A 20,694-nucleotide genomic window follows, 5' to 3' on the forward strand; every position below is an offset into this window, starting at 1 on the left:
CTTATTCCGTCCAGTGAATGTCGCGCAACACCACGCCTTCAATCGGCGAGTTTTGCCACATGCCGTCGAGCTTGGCGTTCCAAACGCCGGTCTGTGGCAGCTGAAAGAGGTAACCGTTGACGGCGTCCTTGGCGATGATGGTTTGGATCTCTTGCACAATACGCTTGCGTTCGGCGGGATCGATTGTGCCATTCAGCGTCTCGTTGAGGGCCTGAACTTCCGGGTTATCATAGCCGAAATAGTAGTTCGGGTCGGCATAGATGCCAATATCGAACGGCTCGACATGGCTGATGATGGTCAGGTCGAAATCCTTGTTGCCAAACACATCCTCCAGCCAAGGCGCCCATTCCATATTGATCAGCTCAAGTTTGATGCCGATCTGGGCAAATTCGCTGGCGATGATCTGGCCGGAGGTGCGTGCATAAGCTGGCGGTGGCAGCTTCAGCGTTGCCGAGAAGCCATCGGGGAAGCCAGCTTCTGCGAGCAGTGCCTTGGCCTTTTCCAAATCATAGGGATAGGTCTCGGTCAGGTCGAGATAGTCGGCGTGGTGTGGCGCGAAATGGGTGCCAATCGGCGTGCCATAACCATAGGTGGCTGCCACCAGCTCGTCACGATTGATGGCATGGGCCATCGCCTGACGGACCTTGAGATGGGTGAAGGGGTCACGCTGGTTGTTGGTCGAGAGAATGGTCTCGCCTTCCGTGGTGCCGGTGACAATCTTGAACTGCGGATTGTTCTCAAAAATCGCCAGCGCCTCCGCACCAAAATTATTGGTGCCGTCGATGTCGCCTGCCAAGAGCGCATTGGTCATGGTCGCGGTATCGCCGATAAAGCGATAGGTCACCTTGGTGAGCGCCAAGGGCTTGCCCCAATAGGCGCCATTGGCTTCCAGAACCACGCGGCTGCCGCGATCCCACTGCACGAAATGCAGCGGACCGGTCCCGATCGGTTCGTTCGCATTGTTCTCGGCGCTTTCGGGCGCAACGATCACAGCGTCGCCACGACCAATGTTGAAGAGAAACAGGCCATCCTGACGCTTGAGCGTGAACTCGACGGTGAGCGGATCAATCACGTTGACGCTGTCGATAACCTGATACAGCGCCTTCTGTGCGTTGACGCTGTCGTCAGCCAAGATCCGATCAAAGGTGAACTTCACGTCTTCAGCGTCAAAGCTCGTGCCGTCATGGAAGGTCACGCCTTCGTTGAGCACGAAGGTGTAGGACTTGCCGTCCTCGGAGACGGTCCAGCTCTTGGCCAGACCGGGGGACACAGATCCATCCTGTTCGATGCGCACAAGCGCCTCAAACACGTTCTGGAACACAACGATGTCGATGGCTTCAGCCGTGCCTGCGGTCGGGTCGAGCGCTGGTGGCTCCAATACGACGCCGAGCTTGAGCTCGCTCGGTTGCGCCAAAGCGGCGGTGGTGGCCAAGATCAGGCCGGCGGTGGCCAGCGCTAGGGATTTGGTCATCGTCATGGGTGTCTCCTGAGGCCGAACTGTCCACGTCTCGGCAGAGATATGTATAGGCAAAACGCTTTGCGCACGCATCGCCCCTGTCTGTCAAACTTTTCGCCTATGTGGGCGCCGCAAAGGCGCTATGCACTCGGCTTAAGCTTGCGGAGAGAATGGCGTTTCGCTGTCGATGACGAGTGGTCGATCGTCGATCAGGTCAGAAGGGATGCGCAGGCTGAACAACATGCCATCGCTGCCTGCCGGATCAACGGTCAGTGTCACTGTATTGACCGCCAAAAGCGAGCGGGTCAGCGCGAGGCCAACGCTTGAGCGGACGGGGGCAAGGCTCTTGCCATCGCGGTCCAGACCATCGCGGAAGACCACGAAACGTTCCGTCAGATCAACGGTTCGGGCCGAGCTGTCGCGCACCTGAATGGCGATAGCCCCATCGTCCAGACGATGCGCCGAAATCACCACTGCGCCGCCTTTGGGCGTCTGGTCGATTGCACTGGCGAGAAGGTTCAGCACGGCCTGCGCCAGCGATGCTCTATCGGCGGTGACGCGGGGGAGTTGTTCCGAGATCGCGTTGCGCACGATGACACGCGCGGTGCTGGCTTGCTCGCGAATGCGGATCACGCAGCTTTCAAGAAGGCTCGTCAAATCAAGAGTCGCGCGTTGCGGCATGTACCGCCCGTCACGCAAGCGCGAGTAGTCATCGAGTTCATCGACGAGCGCCGCAATTTCTTGTCCGGCTCGCGCGATATCGTCGGCAAAACCGGCATAGCGATCATCATCCAGTTCACCAAAACTCTTGGTGCGCATGATGTCGGAAAAACCAATAATGGTGTTGAGTGGACGGCGAACGCCACGGCTGATACGGCCCAGAAGAGCGGGATCTACATCGCTAGAATTGGTGCGGACGGGCATGGTTTCGCGCTTCCGCACAAATCCAAAATAGCCCGAAATTATGCCTGCCTGTCCGAGCGCGAACAGCAAGAGGTCGGCTTTGCCATCGCGCATACGCAGGGCAAGGCATGGACGAGCCGATTCAGCAAAACGGGCAGGGCGCTCCATGAAGCGGCGGAGGGCTGGGGCGTCCTCATCGGCCACAATGCTGGAGAGCAGACGGCCCAGAATCGCTTTGCCACTACCCAGCGTTTGCGTGGCCGTATCATTGGCATCGCTGATCACGCCGGAGCGGTTCGCCTCGATATAGCCGTCCTGGCGCAAATCAGCGTAGCTGCGCGCAAAGTCTCGCACCGCATCTTCGTGGCTGGTGCGCACTTCGGACGTGCTGGCAGACAGCATAAGCGCGGGGCGGCCTTGCCAAGAGATAGACTGTAGGCGCGCGGTGACCGGCACCAGAGTGCCGTCGCGCTGCACGAGGTGATTGATCGGGCCGGCCTGCCGGTCTTCGCCGCCAAACGAGGGGAAAAGAGCGCCGAGCCCAGCCTGACGCAGAGCGTCGACGCTCTCATAGGCCACCATTGCGGTGATGGCGCGGTTCGCAAACAGAATCTGCTGGTCGCGGAACACGAGAATGCCCAGTGGCAAACGGTTCAGCACCAGCGTTTCGCCGCCAAGATTGATCAGCGCGCCAGAGCCCGCAACCTGCGGCACATGGGGCTGGCGGGCCTTATTTTCGTGCGATGGCAAGCCACCGACGCGATCATTGAGAATGCGCGAGAGTTCATCGAAATTGTAGCGCGAGACGCGCTCGACCGTTTCCAGGTCCGGCACAGGTTCCGCAACGGGCTCGTGGTCTGTGTCGTTCTCTGTCTTCTCGATAGGCCCGTTGCCCTCGCTGTTCAGCACAAATCGCGCCGTTTCCGAAGGGCCACGCGGCTTATCGTTCGTGACGAACCCTCGACCAACGATCTTGAACAGTTTTGGCGACTCGGGTGGCTCCTCGACAGCCTCGACAGCCTCGACAGCCTCGACAGCCTCGACAGCTTCGTCTTCGGGGACGAGTTGGAGGATGGTGGAGGAGGTGTCCGTGACTGCTGCGGGCTGTGTTACCGCTGGAGGCGTGTCGTCGCGCTCAGTAAGCGGGGCAAACAGCGTATCGCCCTCGGACAATTTGGCCACCAGATCGCTGAGACGACGTGCGACCTTTGTTGCTTGCTGAACTGGCTCTGTGACTTGCACAGGCGCGGAATCAGCATCTAGCGCCTCCTGCCAGTGTGCAGGCTCATCAATACTGGGGTCGAGGTCCGGGAGCGGCGCTGGTTCATAAACCGCTTCAGCGTCGGTTTCCTGCCAGCTTTCCAGCTCACGCAAATATGTGTGGTCAGCCTCGATCGGCAGCAGGGCGTGTTCTAGCGACGCGTCTTCGGCCTCTAGCCCCTCAGGGTCAATTTCGAGTGGAGCGTCGCTCGATTGCGCTTGCGGCTCGTCGGCGCGTGTTTCAGCCTCAGGAGCCTCAGGAGCCTCAGGAGCCTCAGGAGCCTCAGGAGCCTCAGGAGCCTCAGGAGCCTCAGGAGCCTCAGGAGCCTCAGGAGCCTCAGCTGTCTGCGCGGTATCGACGGCGTGTTGCTCGGCTTCAGCAGCAGCTTGGGCGAACTGAAGAACGCCCGCTGCCTCAAAAACCTCTTCGGAAATCGGATCAACGGCAACGATGAGCAGCACGCTCTCGTCGTTTTCCCAAGCGAGGGGCGTGGTCGCGCATGTCGAAGAGGTCGGCTTTTCACCCGCTAGAAACTGAATGCGCGCCAGACTGGTGCGGCCCTGTGACCCCAGGCGGATCGTGCGCTGAACCTGACCCTTAATCGGTTTGGCCAAGGGGGTGCGCTTTAGACCGCTTTTTTTCACTTTCGCCAAAAACAGCTCGGCGGCAGCGTTGTGCCACAACAGCGTTTGCCCATCACCAGACCATAGCCATGACGGTCGCGAATCCGAAGCATGCGCAAGCACGCGATCCGCATTCGGCAATGTCGTCCAGCTGTCGTTCATGGGCCGTATCGGTCCGATCCCTTAGCGCCTAAACCCTTGTCTCATTTCGGGACAAGATTTGGGCATACTTAATGAAACTTCAATAACGTGCTCACCACAACGAATCCAGTCAGACACGCAAGATCACATCTTTGTTCTATCCGCATGGTTAAGTGCCGATCCCTAATTATTGGTCACGAGGGCCGGAAACCGGGCACATTGCGACACGCTGTCCACAGCTAAAAATCGGTGCTTGTCAGATGCAAAATCTGACCGTATGTTCCGCCCAAGTTGAGGGAAATGCTTAGCACTTCCCCAGACGGTGTGCCGCCTTAGCTCAGTTGGTTAGAGCGCTAGATTGTGGATCTAGAGGTCCTCGGTTCGATCCCGAGAGGTGGTACCACCCCCAAATCATAACAATGATGTATGGTGGGCGCGCGAAACGTGTTATACGGCTTCGCTGATCGATTGTTTCCCGACTATCTCTTGAACAATCGCTCGATCATTCCTACGTAACCGTCGTGTTGTATCGACTGGTTACATTTCTACCTGTCAGGTTCCACTCTCCGGCAATTCGGCCTTCGCGAGTGGTCTGCAACTCTTTCACCCCTCTTATAGTTCGGTTCGTAAGCCAAGCTTTTGAGGCTTTGCGTGGTTATCGCGGCCATTGGGGCCCGCAGCGCACACTTTCCCTATCCTGCCGACACTTAGCTGCGGACGGCGCTCATAGCGCGTCCACGCCGGCTTTGTTGGCCGTACGACATGATGATGAAGATGATGAAAACCAATATTTTGAATACCCCCGGTCAATTGTTCTTGGGGTCTGATCTCGCAGCGGCAAAGGCACAGGGCCCGCGTCACTTCCGCAATTCCGGCAATGCGGTGCGCTTCGCTATGGAGCAGGCCGCGCCTGTGCACCTGCGTGGTGCTTTGCTCAAAGTGGATGGCCAGAGCTTCGGCCCGGCTCAAATTGCCAAGATGCATCAGGATCTGCTGATTGCAGGCAAAAAAATACGCGGCCTGTAAAGACCACGTTTAAACCGAATCGCTTCGGAATAGAGCCTGCCCTGTCAGCTGATGCGGACAGGGCGGGCTATTTTTTTAGTTAGCCGTACGGCCTGGAGCGCCAGCGCGCACTGGGCGCTTTGGTGCTGCAATCAGACCTTCACGGATTGCCTGCTTGCGAGCATTCTTGCGAGCGCGGCGAACAGCTTCACCCTTTTCGCGAACGCGCTTCTCAGAAGGCTTCTCGAAATAGTTGCGGAGCTTCATTTCACGGAAAATGCCTTCACGCTGAAGACGCTTCTTCAGAACGCGGAGGGCTTGATCGACATTGTTGTCGCGAACCTGTACCTGCAAAAATCTATCCTAACGTGGTGTGTTGCCTGACGAGCAGGCAGTGAGCTTGGTGCTTCTGGGAAGACGCCTTATCAGCATTTCTCGAAATGACCAAATGGAGTCAGCACAAGAATCACACTTCTCGTGCACTCAAATCACCGTGTAAGCCTCAAAGCGGTGATTTGGCGGGCGATTTGATCGAATGCGTCGTTCAACGATGCGGCATTGTCAGCGAGGAAATGGTTTGCCAGGCTCGACGCGCAATTTTCAAGTGCGATCGCTGCTGGTGATCCTTTGGTGATTCCAAAGCCGACTGTGTAGACCTGTATGCCCGTGTTGTTTTTCATTGCCGTACAGTAGTCACTGGCTTGCTTGTAAGGGCCGCCGTTGGGGGACGCGCAATTGATTCTTTCGGCATTCCCGCTGCCGCCGGTGCTGCTGATCCCTGAAACGACACCATTGCAGTGAACCGTGTTGAATTCACCATCGGTCATGATGATGGCGGCCTTCATCAGGTGTCGTTGATGATACGGGGCAGGTGCGCTCGTTGGCCAGACGTAACCAAAACTTGGTGCGAGCATATTCCAGCTCCACAATATGCCTGTGCTCCCAGAGGTTGATCCACCTGCTGTCAGGCCGTTTATCGCTGAGGTGAGCGTTGCCTTGCTCGTGGTCAATGGCACGATCTTGCTCGAGCTACACACGTTGCTATAGTCTGGGTCTGGATCGATATAGGGATAGTTGCGGCCCATAAATGTCGTGCTAGGCGGGTTATCTGTAGCGGCGTTTCGGGCCCGCTCAGTGGCGCAAGTGCTGATTTGCTGCACGCGTCGAGTGTACCCGATGTCGGTAAATTCGAATTCGACGCAGCCGACACTCTCGGTCTGCCAACGACACCAAAAGCGCCCGGTGTTGGCTTGATGGGTTTGGTTTCGATTGGGGGCAGTGCCCGTAATGACGAAACTATTGGCGGTTACAGCGCTGATGATGTGTTTTCGGTTGTTGTAGCTGGTCAGTCCAGCGACGTCTTGGACCCATATCTCTTCGCCCTCGGCGTAGCCATGCCCCGGCGAGGTGAACACAGCCATGCAGTCCGAGCGGCGGCATTTGGCAAAGCTTCCCTTGTTGGCAACAACAGAGTTGATACCTCCGCTAACGTCCAAGGTGAAAGTGTCTGTCGAAACGCTCGAGACGCGGAGTCTTTGCGTATCGAATTTGCTGACGCCGGTGTCGCGCACATAGACATAATCATTCACCCTGAGCCCGTGCCGGGATGAGGTGAACACTGCAGGATTGGCGGTCGAAATATTCGTGATGGCTTGGTAGCCGGTCGCTGTCCATGAAATGGTTTGAATGTCCCGCCGCGGACGTATCGGGCCTCTGATAGCCTCTTCATAGGGGGCAACATTGACCGACTGCGCATAAGGTACTAGCGCCACCTTGGCATAGTTTCCGGTTCTATTGAGCGCCAAGATTGTGTCGACGAGCGAGTGAGTTGCGTCTTTCAAAGTCTTTAGGCGCGTTGCGCCTGAAGGGAGCGTGATGCTCATTGAGCCGGTGACATCCAGCGCGATCGACACTTCGACATTGGCGATGCCTTTGGTGGCTTGCGAGGTTATTGTCGCGTAGAGCAGGTCGACGCCGACAAGTTTGACGAAAATGGTTTCGACGGCAAAGCTGCCAGAGAGCATCAGCTCGCCCTTGTCGCGGTTGACCACCACGGTATCTATCTTGGCTTTTTGGATACCTTGGGTACCGAGCCGCTCCAGCACCAGTGCCTCGGCCTTTGCGCGGATAGTCTCGTCGGTTTCGGCTGGATCGTTGATCGACGGCTGGAGGGCCAGTGTGGCCGCGTCGAGTGCCGTTTGCGAGCGGGTTCGGGCTTGCTCAAGGGTCACGTAGTCCACGACTGCGCCGCCCATGGCCACCAAGACAACTGCCATAATGCCAAATACAACTGCAAAGACGCCGCTGTCATCGCGGCGAAAGCGCTGTAGCAGTCGGCAAAATTGCAGCATAACCCTACGTCTCCTGATCTTTGTCACCAAAGAAAAGGTCGGTTTGCGCGCGCTTTTGCGCTGTAACGCCAACCAGCCTATGACCTCATGTGTTGGCTACAGTATCGATCTGAAACGAAAATTTTAGGTCAAACGAACTGGTTACTCTGCGGTAAAGCAAATCGTCTGGCGTTGTATCAAAGCAACACGTGGCGATGATCTAAGTAGATCGTGTCGAGATGGATTGCCTTACACCGGATCGTGACTTATCCATTCGTCATCCGTAACGCCAAACTGAGGAGGCGAAACATGACTGTAATGTTCCATCGCCATTTCTCGTTTGGTCTCCATCGCAGCTGGCTCGTCTAATCTCGCCAGTCGCCTAGGTCACATGCTGACCGCGGATATCTCAACTTTCACATCTCTTGCGCGCTGAAACCGGGTCGCTTTGCGCCCCTTTGGTCTCCAGCGCTTCATTCAATCCAATGAGGGCCGAAGCGTAAAACGCTTCGGAAGATCACTATGTCTATTGCCTCCGTTTCCCAGCCTCCAATCATCATGAAGCTGGAATTCTCAATCGCTGATGCAGTGCGCCAGCGCGGCCTGATAGCGGTTTTAGTTGCCGCGATCAGTGCTTGGGCTGAGCAGAAGCAAAACTATCCTGAGGTCCCACATTACCTGCGTGCAGACGTGGGTCTGCCGCCGGAAGACCACTTGAGCTCTCAATGGTTGGGCGTAGACCTGCACGCCTACCGCCTGCATCCCCCCAATAGGGGCTCGGTTTGAGATCATAAGGCGGTCGGACCACCGGCCGCCTAACGCTCACACCAAACACCAATCAGAGTCGGGGAGGGCATTTGGATCATTTTCTCCAAGTGCCAATTGTCCTCCCCTGTTGTCTCCCCCCGGCCTATCGTCTAGGAACAAGCCGACTTTCCGCAGGTTTTAAAAGCATGTCCGAAAAGACCAAGCTCATCACGCCACGTCTCCCACGTGGTTTCGAAGATCGTACTCCCGGCGATATCGCTGCCGTTGGCGCCATGATCGGCAAGATCAAGGCCGTGTACGAACGCTATGGTTTTGACCCGGTCGAAACCCCGCTGTTTGAATACACCGATACGCTCGGCAAGTTTTTGCCCGACACCGACCGTCCAAACGCGGGCGTGTTCTCGCTGCAGGACGACGACGAACAGTGGATGAGCCTGCGCTACGATCTCACGGCACCGCTCGCTCGCTATTTCGCCGAGAATTTTGAAACCCTGCCAAAGCCCTATCGGTCCTACCGTCAGGGTTATGTATTCCGCAATGAAAAGCCCGGTCCGGGTCGTTTCCGTCAGTTCATGCAGTTTGACGCCGACACTGTTGGCGCCGGTGGTCCGGAAGCGGACGCCGAAATGTGCATGATGATGGCTGACGTCATGGATGCGCTGGGCCTTCAGGGCCAGTACATTGTGCGCGTCAATAACCGTAAGGTTCTCGACGGCGTGCTGGCCACAGCAGGCGTTACCACGGACGAGCAAAAGCTCACCGTTTTGCGCGCTATCGATAAGCTCGATAAGTTCGGCCCTGAGGGCGTCAAACTCCTCCTCGGCGCGGGCCGTAAGGACGAGTCGGGTGACTTCACCAAGGGCGCGGGCCTGTCTGCTGAGCAGATCGATCCCATCATGGGCTATATCGACAGCGGTATTCCTGCTGACGGCGTTGAAAAGGGCTCCAACGAGCATGTTATCTCCACCATCAACACCCTCGCAGGTCTGATCGGTGGCTCGGAAGCGGGCTTGGCTGGCGTTCAGGAACTGGCGTCGATCTTCGGCCTCGTTAACGCCGCTGGCTTTGGCGGTCGTGTCATTCTCGACCCATCGGTCGTGCGTGGACTTGAATATTACACCGGCGCTGTCTTTGAGGTTGAACTGACCTTCAAGGTGCAGAACGAGAAGGGCCAGGACGTGGTCTTTGGTTCTGTCGGCGGCGGTGGTCGTTACGATGGTCTGGTCTCGCGCTTCCGTCGTGAGCCGGTTCCGGCGACAGGCTTCTCCATCGGCGTCTCGCGCCTTGCCAATGCGCTCAAACTCACGGGCAATCTTGCCACCACCGAGCCTGCTGGCCCAGTTGTGGTTCTGGTCATGGATAAGGACCAGATGGCTGGCTACCAGGCCATGGTCGCCGAGCTGCGCAACGCTGGCATTCGCGCTGAAATGTTCTTGGGCAACACCAAGAACTTCGGCAAGCAGGTCGCCTATGCCGATAAGCGCAATGCCCCGGCCGTGATCATCGAAGGCTCGATGGAACGCGAACAGGGCATCTTGCAGATCAAGGATCTGGTTGCTGGCAAGCAAGCCGCAGAAGGCATCACAGACAACGCTGAATGGAAAGCTGCCCGCCCGGGCCAGTTCGAAATCAAGCGTGAAGACCTTGTCTCTGCTATCCAGAAGCTCTTGAGCGAACAATGATGCTCGGAGCCGCCAACGAACGCCTTCTGTCCTCTCCCCAACGGGGAGAGGTCGGCGCGCAGCGCCGGGTGAGGGGGGCTAACTTTCTTCTTCAGCTCGTGAGCGGTCTCCAATGACAAACGCCGCCTATCGTCGTTCCCAACTCGAAGCGCTGGTTGAAGCGCAGGGCGGCTATCGCGCCACCCCGCCGCTGCTGTTGAAGGCAGATCCATATTTCGATCTTGCAGGCGAAGAGTTTGGTCGTCGCCTGCTGCTCACCACCGACGTGACCGGCGCAGAATATTGCCTGCGCCCCGATTTTACCCTGCCCATCGTTGCCGACTATATCGCCAACGGCACCCGCGAACCGGCAGCCTTCTCCTATCTCGGCCCGATCTTCCGCCAGCGCGAAACCGGCCCCGCCGAATTCGAGCAGGCCGGTGTTGAACTCCTTGCTCAGCCAGACGGCGATATCGCGCTCGATCAGGTGCTCACCTTTGCCCGCGCGGCACTGCGCCTTTATGGCGTCAGCCCCGAAGTGCGCCTTGGGGGTGTTGGTCTATTTGAGGCATTGCTCGCGCAGGCCGATATGCCCGCCGCCTGGCGCAGCCGCATTCGTCACCGTTTCGGCCACCAAGAAGCGATGGAGCGTCTGCTCTCTCGCCTTGAGCAGAGCGGCGACAGCACCAGCAGCGCTGTGGTGGAACGCGATGCGCTGATTGAAGACGTCACCGCGCGCATGGTTTCGGCCGGTCTCAGCCTCACCGAAGGCCGCACGCCAGAAGAAATTGCTGATCGGTATCTGGCCCAGCAAACGCTTGATACGGAACATGTGCCTGCCGCAACAATTGCCTTGCTGCGTACCTATCTTGCTATCAAGGGCGACGTGCTGACCGCGCTGCGCGAAATCGAAGCCTTGGGCGAAAAGCATAAGCTTTTCCTTGGCGCGCCTGTCCGTGCGATCCGCCGTCATCTCGATGGTTTGGGCGAAGCACGTGTCACCTTTGACGCCAGCTTCTCGCCGCGCCTCGATTACTACACCGGCATCGTTTTTGAGATGCGCGGGCAGGGCGATACCGTCCTTGCCTCCGGCGGCCAATACGATCGCCTTCTCGAACGCCTCGGCGCGACCGCCCCAATCGCAGCATCGGGCTGCGCCTTGTGGGTCGACCGTCTTGAAGCGGAGTGGCCAAAATGACCCTTACTCTTGCCGTTCCCTCCAAGGGCCGTCTCGAAGAACTGACCCGCGAGTGGTTTGCCCAGCGCGGTTTGACGATCACCCGTCCGGGAGGTGCACGCTCCTATCTTGGCGCCATTGAGGGCATGCCGGATATCACCGTGCGCTTCTATCCGGCCTCCGAAATTGCGCGCGAGCTGATCCGTGGCAATATCGACCTCGGTGTGACCGGGCGCGATCTGATCCACGAAACCAGCGAAGCCGGTCCCGCATCGGTTGAGTTCGTGCGCGATCTGGAATTTGGGCATGCCGACGTTGTTGTCGCTGTCCCGGAATCCTGGATCGACGTGACCCATTTCCACGATTTGGCCGACGTCGCTTCCGACTTCCGTTCGCGCCACAAGCGCTGGATGCGGATTGCCACCAAGTACATCACCATCACGCGCCAGCATTTTGAACGCGCGGGAATTGCTGAATACCGCATCGTCGAAAGCCTCGGCGCCACCGAAGCGGCTCCCGCAGCGGGCGTCGCCGACATCGTCGTGGACATCACCTCGACCGGTTCGACGCTTGTCGCCAATGGCTTGCGTGTTCTGGAAGACGGCGTCATGCTCAAGAGTGAAGCCAATCTCATCGTCTCGAAGACCGCTCCTTGGGATGTGGAACGCAAGGCGATTTTGAGCGACCTTCTCAACAAGCTCGGGAACTGATCATGGAACTGGCGCTGATTTTGCTCGTCGTTTTGATTGGTGTCAGCGCCATTCTTTATGCGGGTTGGTACCCGCAAAAAGATCGGAAAAAAGCCCCTGTGGCGGCGCCTGACGCGCCACCTGCTGATGTTGCGCCTGCTGAAGCGCCAAGCGAGCCTCAGCCTTAACGCGGTTTCTTATAAATCAGCTTATCGGCGGCAAGGAAGTTGATCCCGAGCCCGGCAATGCTGCCCGCCGCAACAGCCAGCGTTAGGCCGAGGCTGGTATGGGGAACAATACTGGCAACTATGCCATAGGCGAGCCAGTTCATCCCCGCGCCCGGCAACATGGCCGTCAGATAGCGCAAAAACTCTTCGCCCTTGCTGACCCCAGTCCCGCGATCTTTAAACGTGACATTGCGGTTGATCACCCATGTGGTGCCAACACCGGCGAGGAACGACAGCGCTCTTCCCCAGAACGGTCCGATGTAGGGCGCTGTTAAAACCAACACTCCTGCATCCACTACAAAGGCCAGTCCGCCAGCGAAGGCGAAGGGCACGAGCCGCCGAACCGCGCTCATTGCAGGGCCTGCGGTGCACGCATTTCAAGGTATCGCAGTCTCTTGGTTTCTCGGCGACCGGTGACTACGCTGTCGAGGATCACCGCGGTCGCGCCCAAAACAACCCCACACAACACGCCAAATCCAGCAAGGATTGCGGTGGGGAAGCGTGGCACCAGCCCGGTGTCTAGGTATTCAATGATGATGGGCACGGCCAGCAGCATCGAGATAATCGCGATGATCGCCCCGGTGCAGAGGTAAAGCTGTCGCGGGCGTTCGCGAGCGTAAAGGCGCACGATCATTTCCAAAATACGCAGCCCGTCGCGATAGGTGCTGAGCTTGCTCGTCGAGCCCTCAATGCGGCTGCCATAGGCCGTCGGCACTTCGCTATAGGGTGCGCGGAGCTCGAGTGCGTGAATGGTTAGCTCTGTCTCGATCTCAAAGCCTTGGGAGAGCGCCGGGAAAGATTTGACGAACCGGCGCGAGAGAACGCGATAGCCCGAGAGCATATCGGTAAATCCACTCCCAAAAATGCGGGCCACCGTGCCTGTCAGCAGTCGATTTCCAAGGACGTGCCCCGGACGATATTCCTGCCCATCGCCAATCGGCTGGCGTGTACCAACAACGAGGTCTAGCCCCTGGTCGAGGAGTTGGTCGACCATGAATTGGCTCTGGCTAGCGTCATATGTGCCATCGCCATCTGCCATGACATAAACGTCCGCATCGACATCGGCGAACTGCCTGCGCACCACATTGCCTTTTCCACGATAGGGCACATGCCGGACGATGGCCCCCGCAGCCGCGGCAATCTCCGCCGTGTGATCGGTGGAGGCATTGTCAAAAACGTAGATGCTGGCTTCCGGTAAGGCAGCGCGAAATGCCGCTACCACGTCGGCGATGATGTTAGCCTCGTTGTAACATGGCAGGATAACCGCTACATGGTTGCCCCGATAAAGCTTGGTCACGCGTAATCTCCCCCCGGAAACGTGGCCATCTTACCGGCACATCATCAAAAAAAGTGTAACGATCCTATGCTCGATCCCTTGCTTCTTCTTGCCCTAATGGGTGTGGGCATGTTGGCAGGTTTTGTCGATGCGATTGCCGGGGGCGGGGGGATGATTGCGCTGCCTGCCATTATGGCGACCGGCATTTCCCCTGTTGCGGCGCTGGCGACCAATAAAATGCAGTCCATTATCGGCACTGGCATGGCGGGCCTCACCTATTGGCGTCGCGGCTTTGTCGATATCAAGAAGCTGCTGCCTGCGGTGGTGCTGACGTTTTTGGGCTCGATGCTGGGCGCTTTCACTGTCGCCTCTATCGACGTAACCTTCCTCACCGTCGCCGTGCCGGTGGCGCTCATTGCGATTGCGCTCTACTTCTTATTCGCGCCAAAACTCTCCGATGCCGATCGTGTCGCGCGCCTGCCCGAGCACATCTTCATCCCGGTCATGGGTTTCCTGATCGGCTTTTACGATGGGATTTTTGGTCCCGGTACAGGTTCGTTCTTCTCGATTGGCTTTGTGGTCCTGTTCGGCCTCGGACTTACCCGTGCCACAGGCCACACCAAAATCCTCAACTGCACGTCCAACCTGGCAGCGCTCGTGATCTTCATCCCGCAGGGCCATGTTGTCTGGCCGTTCGCCATTGCTATGGCAATTGGTCAGATCATCGGCGGCTATGTTGGCGCGCGCACCGGCATTAAGTTCGGCGCAACGCTGATCCGCCCCTTGGTCGTCGTCGTCTCGATTGCGATGGCCGTCAAACTGCTGTTCTGGCCTTAATCGAGGCCAGCAGCCGAACGCAGCGCAGCGTTGATACGGTCCTGCCAGCCGGGGCCGTCATCCTGAAAATGTTCCAACACAGCCCGGTCGAGCTTTAGGCTCACGAGCTCTTTGCCTTCGGGTGGCGCGTGGACACGCGCTGCAGGAGCCTCTGTGCTTGGCTTGCTGGTCGCCGCCTTGAAGGCCGCTTCAGCCGTATCGAGGGCGCTGGCGCGTCTTGGTGGTCGCATATGTATGGGTCCTTGTGTCAGCGCATTCTACACGCGCTGGGTCGTCCCGTCTCAATTGGTCAAAAGAAAAGGCGCCGTGTTTCCACGACGCCTTTCCCGTTTAGCTTTAGACCGGTTGGTCTGAGCGTTTGGACTACTAGAAGTCCATGCCGCCATTTCGGGCCGGCTTGCCGGCCCGAACACCCAAAGTGATGGGCGTTTGGACTACTAGAAGTCCATGCCGCCCATGCCGCCCATGCCGCCGCCGCCTGGCATTGCCGGAGCGTCAGCCTTAGGGGCTTCAACGATGATAGCCTCGGTGGTGATCAGGAGCGATGCAACCGAAGCTGCGTCCTGAAGCGCGGTGCGAACGACCTTAACTGGGTCGATAACGCCGAGGGCAACCAGATCGCCGTATTCGTCGGTCGCAGCGTTGTAGCCGAACGATACTGCGTTGTTTTCGAGGATACGAGCAACAACGACCGAACCTTCAGCGCCAGCATTGTTCGCAATGGTGCGAACTGGAGCCTGAAGAGCGCGACGAACGATAGCGATACCAGCTTCCTGGTCAGCGTTCGCACCCTTAACGGTGATCGAGTTCGAAGCGCGCAGCAGAGCAACGCCGCCGCCTGGTACGATGCCTTCTTCAACCGCAGCGCGGGTTGCGTTCAGAGCGTCGTCAACGCGGTCCTTGCGTTCCTTAACTTCAACTTCGGTCGAGCCGCCAACGCGGATGACAGCAACGCCACCAGCAAGCTTAGCAAGACGTTCCTGCAGCTTTTCACGGTCGTAGTCCGAAGTGGTTTCTTCGATCTGCGCCTTGATCTGGCCAACGCGACCCTGGATGTCTTCCTGGGTACCAGCACCATCAACGATTGTGGTGTTTTCCTTGGTGATTTCAACGCGCTTGGCAGTGCCGAGCATGTCGATGGTCACGTTTTCGAGCTTGATGCCGAGGTCTTCCGAGATGACCTGACCGCCGGTCAGGATCGCGATGTCTTCGAGCATTGCCTTACGACGATCGCCGAAGCCTGGAGCCTTAACAGCTGCAACCTTGAGGCCGCCACGCAGACGGTTCACAACGAGGGTCGCGAGTGCTTCGCCTTCGATGTCTTCTGCAATGATCAGCAGTGGACGCTGGGACTGAACAACGCTTTCGAGGATCGGCAGGATAGCCTGCAGGTTCGAGAGCTTCTTTTCGTGCAGCAGGATCACTGGATCTTCGAGAACCGCAGTCATCTTTTCTGCGTTGGTCACGAAGTATGGCGAGAGGTACCCACGGTCGAACTGCATGCCTTCAACGACATCAAGTTCGGTTTCAGCGGTCTTGGCTTCTTCGACGGTGATAACGCCTTCGTTACCAACCTTCTGCATCGCTTCAGCGATCATGTCGCCGATGGACGATTCACCGTTAGCCGAGATGGTGCCGACCTGAGCAACTTCCGAAGAGGAAGTGATCTTCTTGGACGATGCCTTGAGCGAAGCGACGACTTCGGCAACTGCCATGTCGATACCGCGCTTGAGATCCATTGGGTTGAAGCCAGCAGCAACAGCCTTCACGCCTTCGACAACAATTGCCTGGCCGAGAACGGTTGCAGTGGTGGTGCCGTCGCCAGCAACGTCATTGGTCTTGGAAGCGACCGAACGCAGCAGCTGTGCGCCGAGGTTTTCGAACTTGTCTTCAAGTTCGATTTCCTTAGCAACCGACACACCGTCCTTGGTGATGCGTGGAGCGCCGAAGGACTTTTCGATCACAACGTTACGGCCCTTTGGACCGAGAGTGACCTTAACAGCGTTGGCGAGAATGTTGACGCCACGGAGCATCTTTTCGCGAGCTTCGGCGGAGAACTTTACTTCTTTAGCGGCCATGGTGTGGCTCCTTAAGAATTCTAATTAATGGGAGAGACAGTTAAAAGCGGAGAGGCAATTAAGCCTCGATCACGCCCATGATGTCGCTTTCCTTCATGATGATCAGGTCTTCGCCGTCGACCTTAACTTCGGTGCCGCTCCACTTGCCGAAAAGCACGCGATCGCCTGCCTTTACGTCGAGGGCAACGGTCTTGCCAGCGTCGTCGCGAGCACCTGGGCCCACAGCAACGACGATACCTTCAGACGGCTTTTCCTTGGCGGTATCTGGAATGATGATCCCGCCCTTGGTCTTTTCTTCACTGTCAACGCGACGGACGACTACGCGGTCATGCAGGGGACGAAAGCCCATGGTAATATCCTCTTGGCATCATTTCTGAATGCAATTTTGTGCGCTGTTAGCACTCGATACATCTGAGTGCTAACAATGCTGCACTGGATATAGGAACGCCCTCCAAGTGGAGTCAAGGGACGTGAACCTAAGTTTTTTCTCGTGCGTTAGAGCGTCATGACAAACGTGGAAAATAAGGATAGCCCCATGTCCACACTCAACACACAGGGCCGGACCATAAGCCCCGTCTCAAGCCGCGTTCATATCTTTTTTGACGGCGACGAAATCGCGAGCACTTCCAAAGCGCTAAAGCTCGAACAGCCGGGGCGTGAGACGCGCTACTACTTCCCCATTGAGGATGTTCACCCCTCGATCTTGGAAGCGTCTGATACCAAGCGGCAGGAGGATGGGCTCGGCGAAGCGCATTACTACAATATAAAGACGCTCACCGCCGATGGCGAAGATTTGGCCTGGTACTACCCCTATGCCGAGGGTGATTACGCTGAGCTGCGCGATTTGATCACCTTTGGCGGCGATCGCATCTCTATTCAGGTGACAGGGGGCTAGGATACGGCTACTGGCACAGGCAAATCCGCATTTCGTGGCACCAGATCATGGAAATGCCCAACTCCCCCTCTTTCCCTTCCAATCATTCAAGGCCATAAGACGCATATGAGCGAACAATCGACACTTCAGATCAAACTGCGCCGCGTCGGCGGCGTTGGCGCAAACACCAACTGGCACTGGGAAGTCCAGGATGCGGAAGGCAAGGCCCTCAAGACTGGCTCTGCCGTCGGTCCTGAGCACAAGGCTTTCGCAACTGCCCGTATTGCTAAGGAAAAGCTGGAAGCGGCTGGCAAGTAAGCCCGCCGACAGGAGATAATGTGGATCTCTCGCCTCGAAATTCCAGCACCGCCGAACTAGGCGGCGTGGCCGGACCTCTCCGAGGCATTTTCCTTAAAATCCTGTCCGTATGCTGCTTCGTGGTCATGGCGACCATGTTAAAGGCTGCTGACACCATCCCCGCCGGGGAAATGGTGTTCTTCCGTAGCTTTTTCGCACTCGTGCCGGTCCTCGCGTTTCTTGCGCTGCGGGGCCGGCTCTCCACTGCTTTCAAAACATCGCGCCCCTTTGGGCATGTGTTGCGCGGGCTCATCGGCGTGTGTTCGATGGCGCTTGGCTTTTTCGCGCTGACCCGGCTGCCCTTGCCAGAGGCCACGGCCATTGGTTATGCCTCCCCGCTGGTCATTGTCATCCTCTCGGCCATTCTGCTGCACGAGCGCGTCTATATTTTCCGCTGGACGACGGTGATTATCGGTCTGGTGGGGGTCGTCATCATTCTGTGGCCACGCCTGACCATTTTTAGCGGCGAGGCTGGCGCTGATTCTGCCGAGACAATCGGCGCGTTAGCGGCCTTGGGAGCGGCAATTCTTTCCGCTTTCGCCATGTTGCAGGTGCGAAAACTCGTTCAAACCGAGCGCACTGAAACCATCGTCACCTATTTCTTTGTCAGCGCGAGCGTCCTGAGCCTCGTCACCTTGCCCTTTGGCTGGGTCATGCCAACGCCTGAGTTGGCGGCACTTCTGATTGGTGCAGGATTTTTTGGTGGGTTAGGGCAGCTCCTCCTGACATCCTGCTACCGTTACGCAGACATGTCGGTTATTGCACCGTTCGAATATGTCTCACTCCTCCTGACGATCATTATCGGTTATCTACTCTTTTCAGATGTACCGACGATCACCATGATCATCGGTGCGATCATCATCGTCGCCTCCGGCATTGCCGTAATCCTGCGCGAACGTTGGCTCGGCCTCGACCGGCGTCGCGCGAAAGAAGCTAGTACTCCTTAAGAAAATGCACAGCGCACCTTCAGCAGTTACCCTCACGGTCATCCTGGCCGTTTTCTCCCTCTTCCAGCTCGCACTCATCCTCGGCGCACCACTTGGCCAGTACGTATTCGGCGGCCAGAACAAGCGCCTCGAAGGTGGTCAGCGTATTCTCAGCCTCATCGCCATCGTTGTCTCGGCAGCTGTGAGCTACGCCGCACTCACCACCGTTGGTGTTTTCAGCGAAGAGATCCACAGCACCTATGTTCCTGACACAGGCCTGGTTGTGGCGATGTGGGGTTTTGCAGCAGTTGTTCTCTACTTCATGCTGACCAAGCTCAATTCCAAGAGCAAGGCAGAGCGCACCGTCATGGCTCCACTGTCTGCTGTTGTACTCGGCCTCGTATCGGTCGTCGCATTCGGCCTCTAAGCCAAACCAACATTCGAAATAACAAAGGCCCCCGATTTTGTCGGGGGCCTTTTGTTTTGTGGTGATCGCGAAAGGGCAGGGGCGTTAGCCCGCAGCTGCCATTTCCGCCCAGTTCTGACGCTTGCGGTAGATCGTTGACGGGCTGATCTCGAGTGCTGCTGCCGCTAGCGAGATATTGCCGCCAAATATGGCCACTGCGTCTTCGATAATGCGCTGCTCTTGCTGCCACATGGGCTGCACAGTGCGGCGACCATCGGCGCGCGGCGATTCCACTGCAGACGGTGATACAGCGCGCGCTTCAATATCGGCCGTCGCGAGCATTCGTCCGGTAATGTCGCCACCATCGAACATCACCACGATCCGGCGGATCATGTTTTGAAGCTGGCGCACATTGCCCGGCCAGTCTCCACCGGCCAGTTGCTGTGCGGCATCGAGGGTGAAACCACCAAAAACCTTGTTCTCTTCTCGCGCATAGCGCGCCAGGAAATGCCGCGCCAATACCATGATGTCACTCGGGCGCTGGCGCAGGGGCGGCAAATGGATAGGCAGAACGTGGAGGCGATAGAAGAGATCTTCGCGGAATTTGCGCTCGGCAATCATCTGCATCGGATTTCGATTTGTGGCGCAAACCACGCGCACATCGACCTTACGTGTGGCCGTTTCGCCAACACGCGAAATCACGCCGGTCTGCAGGAAGCGCAAAAGCTTGGCTTGGAGCGAAAGGTCCATTTCGCCGATTTCGTCGAGGAACAGCGTGCCGCCATCGGCGAGTTCTGCTGCCCCCTTGCGATCTTCATGCGCCCCCGTAAAGGCTCCCCGCACGACGCCGAAAAGCTCGCTTTCCATCAAATCGCGCGGAATAGCGGCGCAGTTGATTGCCACAATCGGCTTGCCGCTCCGCGGCCCTTTCTGGTGCAGCGCTTCGGCGCAGACGTCTTTGCCGGTGCCGCTTTCGCCCGTGATGAACACAGGTGCTGACGACGTCGCCACGCGCCCGATCTGCTCGTAAAGATACTGCATTGCGCTTGAGACGCCGACAAATCCACCGTAGTCGGCGACCCCGCTCTCGACGCTGGTTTCCATGCCAAGCGCCTTGGGGCGGCCATGACGCTGGGCCAATTCGCCAATGCGCGCCGCCAGTGTTTCCCCATTGGTCGGTTTGGAAACATAATCGTGAGCGCCGGCACGCATGGCGGCTAGTGCCCCGCTCACCGAACCGCTGTCGGCAAGCGCGACGATCAGGGCCCCTTCCGCCAAGCGGACAAGGCGCGCCATTGCGTCCTCGGCACTGGCTGAAAGGTCTGTAAGGCTCGCAAGATCGGCAAGGATAATGTCGAACGACATTTGGCGAAGCAGGTCGTTGGCTGCTTTTCCGCAATCGACCACGCTGACTTTGGGGCTCACCAAGAGGGCGGTTCTCAACGCGCTTCCTAAGCGACTTGCGCCTTCCGCGTCGCGGTCGATCAGCAAAAGCCGGCCGCACAGTGCGTGGTCGCAACCCGTGGTCATGCTTGTCATTACGCTCGAAACCCGTTTTCGTCCGCAGCCGGATCGTTTTTGTTGCCGCTGATTGTTCCTGATTAGGGTAAAGATTCCGTTGGTGTGGCATAGCGTCGTGCTTTTGCCGTCGCTGATGGGATGTTAAGACTCTGTTGTCGAATCCTAACAGCGGCGACCG

The 20,694-nt window shown here is 57.7% G+C and carries 21 protein-coding genes and 1 tRNA gene; 12 read left to right on the forward strand and 10 right to left on the reverse strand.

The annotated features are described in order from the left end of the window. Window position 1: 1 nt before the first annotated feature. Window positions 2-1,477 (reverse strand): ABC transporter substrate-binding protein, encoded by a 1,476-nt coding sequence (locus JHC09_RS06255; protein WP_199531254.1) that lies wholly within the window; start codon window positions 1,475-1,477, stop codon window positions 2-4. Window positions 1,478-1,609: 132 nt separating this feature from the next. Continuing rightward, on the reverse strand, window positions 1,610-4,405 hold the full coding sequence (locus tag JHC09_RS06260; protein WP_199531255.1) for an ATP-binding protein: 2,796 nt from the start codon (window positions 4,403-4,405) through the stop codon (window positions 1,610-1,612). A gap of 305 nt (window positions 4,406-4,710) precedes the next feature. On the opposite strand from JHC09_RS06260, the gene JHC09_RS06265 reads away from it, so the two are divergent. Both JHC09_RS06265 and JHC09_RS06270 read left to right on the forward strand, forming a co-directional pair. Further along, a tRNA-His gene (locus tag JHC09_RS06265) sits at window positions 4,711-4,787 on the forward strand. A 365-nt stretch (window positions 4,788-5,152) separates the two neighbouring features. Then, on the forward strand, window positions 5,153-5,410 hold the full coding sequence (locus tag JHC09_RS06270; protein WP_199368606.1) for a hypothetical protein: 258 nt from the start codon (window positions 5,153-5,155) through the stop codon (window positions 5,408-5,410). A 75-nt stretch (window positions 5,411-5,485) separates the two neighbouring features. Here JHC09_RS06270 and rpsU read toward each other — a convergent pair whose 3' ends face one another. After that, window positions 5,486-5,743: a 30S ribosomal protein S21 gene (rpsU, locus tag JHC09_RS06275; RefSeq protein WP_169195804.1), complete on the reverse strand. Its 258-nt coding sequence runs from the start codon at window positions 5,741-5,743 to the stop codon at window positions 5,486-5,488. Between the two features lie 134 nt (window positions 5,744-5,877). After that, window positions 5,878-7,740: a pilus assembly protein gene (locus tag JHC09_RS06280; protein ID WP_169195805.1), complete on the reverse strand. Its 1,863-nt coding sequence runs from the start codon at window positions 7,738-7,740 to the stop codon at window positions 5,878-5,880. Between the two features lie 501 nt (window positions 7,741-8,241). Between JHC09_RS06280 and JHC09_RS06285 the strand changes: the two genes are divergently transcribed. The 5 genes from JHC09_RS06285 to JHC09_RS06305 all read left to right on the forward strand — a co-directional run bounded on the left by JHC09_RS06285 (window position 8,242) and on the right by JHC09_RS06305 (window position 12,202). Then, the gene (locus JHC09_RS06285; protein ID WP_199531256.1) at window positions 8,242-8,505 is read left to right on the forward strand and encodes a hypothetical protein; all 264 of its coding nucleotides are present in this window, start codon (window positions 8,242-8,244) and stop codon (window positions 8,503-8,505) included. A 167-nt stretch (window positions 8,506-8,672) separates the two neighbouring features. Beyond that, the gene (gene hisS, locus JHC09_RS06290; protein ID WP_169195807.1) at window positions 8,673-10,169 is read left to right on the forward strand and encodes a histidine--tRNA ligase; all 1,497 of its coding nucleotides are present in this window, start codon (window positions 8,673-8,675) and stop codon (window positions 10,167-10,169) included. 112 nt (window positions 10,170-10,281) lie between these two features. After that, window positions 10,282-11,346, forward strand: coding sequence for an ATP phosphoribosyltransferase regulatory subunit (locus tag JHC09_RS06295; protein WP_199531257.1), 1,065 nt, complete (start codon window positions 10,282-10,284; stop codon window positions 11,344-11,346). Beyond that, window positions 11,343-12,035: an ATP phosphoribosyltransferase gene (gene hisG, locus JHC09_RS06300; protein WP_199531258.1), complete on the forward strand. Its 693-nt coding sequence runs from the start codon at window positions 11,343-11,345 to the stop codon at window positions 12,033-12,035. Before JHC09_RS06295 ends, hisG begins: the two co-directional genes overlap by 4 nt. Window positions 12,036-12,037: 2 nt before the next feature. Continuing rightward, window positions 12,038-12,202 (forward strand): hypothetical protein, encoded by a 165-nt coding sequence (locus JHC09_RS06305; protein WP_199531259.1) that lies wholly within the window; start codon window positions 12,038-12,040, stop codon window positions 12,200-12,202. Here the strand turns inward: JHC09_RS06305 and JHC09_RS06310 are convergent. Together JHC09_RS06310 and JHC09_RS06315 are read right to left on the reverse strand one after the other, a co-directional pair. Then, the gene (locus tag JHC09_RS06310; RefSeq protein ID WP_199531260.1) at window positions 12,199-12,594 is read right to left on the reverse strand and encodes a GtrA family protein; all 396 of its coding nucleotides are present in this window, start codon (window positions 12,592-12,594) and stop codon (window positions 12,199-12,201) included. The two genes, JHC09_RS06305 and JHC09_RS06310, sit on opposite strands and share 4 nt — an antisense overlap. Next, window positions 12,591-13,538 carry a glycosyltransferase gene (locus JHC09_RS06315; protein WP_169195812.1) on the reverse strand — a complete coding sequence of 316 codons (948 nt, stop codon included), beginning with the start codon at window positions 13,536-13,538 and terminating at the stop codon, window positions 12,591-12,593. The genes JHC09_RS06310 and JHC09_RS06315 overlap by 4 nt, the downstream gene beginning before the upstream one ends. A 66-nt stretch (window positions 13,539-13,604) precedes the next feature. Between JHC09_RS06315 and JHC09_RS06320 the strand changes: the two genes are divergently transcribed. Further along, entirely contained in the window at window positions 13,605-14,354 is a 750-nt protein-coding gene (locus JHC09_RS06320; RefSeq protein ID WP_199531261.1) for a TSUP family transporter, read from the forward strand. On the opposite strand, the gene JHC09_RS06325 is transcribed toward JHC09_RS06320, so the two are convergent. The 3 genes from JHC09_RS06325 to groES form a co-directional block, all read right to left on the reverse strand. Then, entirely contained in the window at window positions 14,351-14,584 is a 234-nt protein-coding gene (locus tag JHC09_RS06325) for a BrnA antitoxin family protein (RefSeq protein WP_169195814.1), read from the reverse strand. The genes JHC09_RS06320 and JHC09_RS06325 overlap by 4 nt on opposite strands. Before the next feature lie 207 nt (window positions 14,585-14,791). Further along, entirely contained in the window at window positions 14,792-16,432 is a 1,641-nt protein-coding gene (gene groL / locus JHC09_RS06330) for a chaperonin GroEL (RefSeq protein ID WP_169195815.1), read from the reverse strand. Between the two features lie 58 nt (window positions 16,433-16,490). Further along, complete coding sequence (gene groES / locus JHC09_RS06335; protein ID WP_169195816.1) at window positions 16,491-16,781, reverse strand: co-chaperone GroES; 291 nt, start codon at window positions 16,779-16,781, stop codon at window positions 16,491-16,493. A 186-nt stretch (window positions 16,782-16,967) separates the two neighbouring features. Between groES and JHC09_RS06340 the strand changes: the two genes are divergently transcribed. The 4 genes from JHC09_RS06340 (at window position 16,968) to JHC09_RS06355 (ending at window position 19,016) form a co-directional block, all read left to right on the forward strand. Continuing rightward, window positions 16,968-17,327: a DUF427 domain-containing protein gene (locus tag JHC09_RS06340; RefSeq protein ID WP_199531262.1), complete on the forward strand. Its 360-nt coding sequence runs from the start codon at window positions 16,968-16,970 to the stop codon at window positions 17,325-17,327. 105 nt (window positions 17,328-17,432) lie between these two features. Next, the gene (locus tag JHC09_RS06345) at window positions 17,433-17,624 is read left to right on the forward strand and encodes a hypothetical protein (protein WP_169195818.1); all 192 of its coding nucleotides are present in this window, start codon (window positions 17,433-17,435) and stop codon (window positions 17,622-17,624) included. 20 nt (window positions 17,625-17,644) lie between these two features. Beyond that, window positions 17,645-18,610 (forward strand): DMT family transporter, encoded by a 966-nt coding sequence (locus tag JHC09_RS06350; RefSeq protein ID WP_199531263.1) that lies wholly within the window; start codon window positions 17,645-17,647, stop codon window positions 18,608-18,610. A gap of 4 nt (window positions 18,611-18,614) precedes the next feature. Further along, entirely contained in the window at window positions 18,615-19,016 is a 402-nt protein-coding gene (locus JHC09_RS06355) for a hypothetical protein (protein ID WP_199531264.1), read from the forward strand. An 84-nt stretch (window positions 19,017-19,100) separates the two neighbouring features. Here JHC09_RS06355 and JHC09_RS06360 read toward each other — a convergent pair whose 3' ends face one another. Then, window positions 19,101-20,534: a sigma-54 dependent transcriptional regulator gene (locus JHC09_RS06360; protein ID WP_248306552.1), complete on the reverse strand. Its 1,434-nt coding sequence runs from the start codon at window positions 20,532-20,534 to the stop codon at window positions 19,101-19,103. Window positions 20,535-20,694 lie beyond the last annotated feature (160 nt).

The organism is Devosia sp. MC532 (assembly GCF_016461625.1).
Classification (GTDB): Bacteria; Pseudomonadota; Alphaproteobacteria; order Rhizobiales; family Devosiaceae; genus Devosia.

Bases quoted from the DNA above. Each gene is read 5' to 3' on its own strand.
- JHC09_RS06295 (WP_199531257.1), top strand. From the start codon at position 10,282: ATGACAAACGCCGCCTATCGTCGTTCCCAACTCGAAGCGCTGGTTGAA.
- JHC09_RS06340 (WP_199531262.1), top strand. From the start codon at position 16,968: ATGTCCACACTCAACACACAGGGCCGGACCATAAGCCCCGTCTCAAGC.
- hisG (WP_199531258.1), top strand. From the start codon at position 11,343: ATGACCCTTACTCTTGCCGTTCCCTCCAAGGGCCGTCTCGAAGAACTG.
- JHC09_RS06285 (WP_199531256.1), top strand. From the start codon at position 8,242: ATGTCTATTGCCTCCGTTTCCCAGCCTCCAATCATCATGAAGCTGGAA.
- JHC09_RS06270 (WP_199368606.1), top strand. From the start codon at position 5,153: ATGAAGATGATGAAAACCAATATTTTGAATACCCCCGGTCAATTGTTC.
- JHC09_RS06320 (WP_199531261.1), top strand. From the start codon at position 13,605: ATGCTCGATCCCTTGCTTCTTCTTGCCCTAATGGGTGTGGGCATGTTG.
- JHC09_RS06260 (WP_199531255.1), bottom strand. From the start codon at position 4,405: ATGAACGACAGCTGGACGACATTGCCGAATGCGGATCGCGTGCTTGCG.
- JHC09_RS06355 (WP_199531264.1), top strand. From the start codon at position 18,615: ATGCACAGCGCACCTTCAGCAGTTACCCTCACGGTCATCCTGGCCGTT.
- JHC09_RS06305 (WP_199531259.1), top strand. From the start codon at position 12,038: ATGGAACTGGCGCTGATTTTGCTCGTCGTTTTGATTGGTGTCAGCGCC.
- JHC09_RS06345 (WP_169195818.1), top strand. From the start codon at position 17,433: ATGAGCGAACAATCGACACTTCAGATCAAACTGCGCCGCGTCGGCGGC.
- groES (WP_169195816.1), bottom strand. From the start codon at position 16,781: ATGGGCTTTCGTCCCCTGCATGACCGCGTAGTCGTCCGTCGCGTTGAC.
- JHC09_RS06325 (WP_169195814.1), bottom strand. From the start codon at position 14,584: ATGCGACCACCAAGACGCGCCAGCGCCCTCGATACGGCTGAAGCGGCC.
- hisS (WP_169195807.1), top strand. From the start codon at position 8,673: ATGTCCGAAAAGACCAAGCTCATCACGCCACGTCTCCCACGTGGTTTC.
- JHC09_RS06255 (WP_199531254.1), bottom strand. From the start codon at position 1,477: ATGACGATGACCAAATCCCTAGCGCTGGCCACCGCCGGCCTGATCTTG.
- JHC09_RS06360 (WP_248306552.1), bottom strand. From the start codon at position 20,534: ATGACAAGCATGACCACGGGTTGCGACCACGCACTGTGCGGCCGGCTT.
- groL (WP_169195815.1), bottom strand. From the start codon at position 16,432: ATGGCCGCTAAAGAAGTAAAGTTCTCCGCCGAAGCTCGCGAAAAGATG.
- JHC09_RS06280 (WP_169195805.1), bottom strand. From the start codon at position 7,740: ATGCTGCAATTTTGCCGACTGCTACAGCGCTTTCGCCGCGATGACAGC.
- JHC09_RS06310 (WP_199531260.1), bottom strand. From the start codon at position 12,594: ATGAGCGCGGTTCGGCGGCTCGTGCCCTTCGCCTTCGCTGGCGGACTG.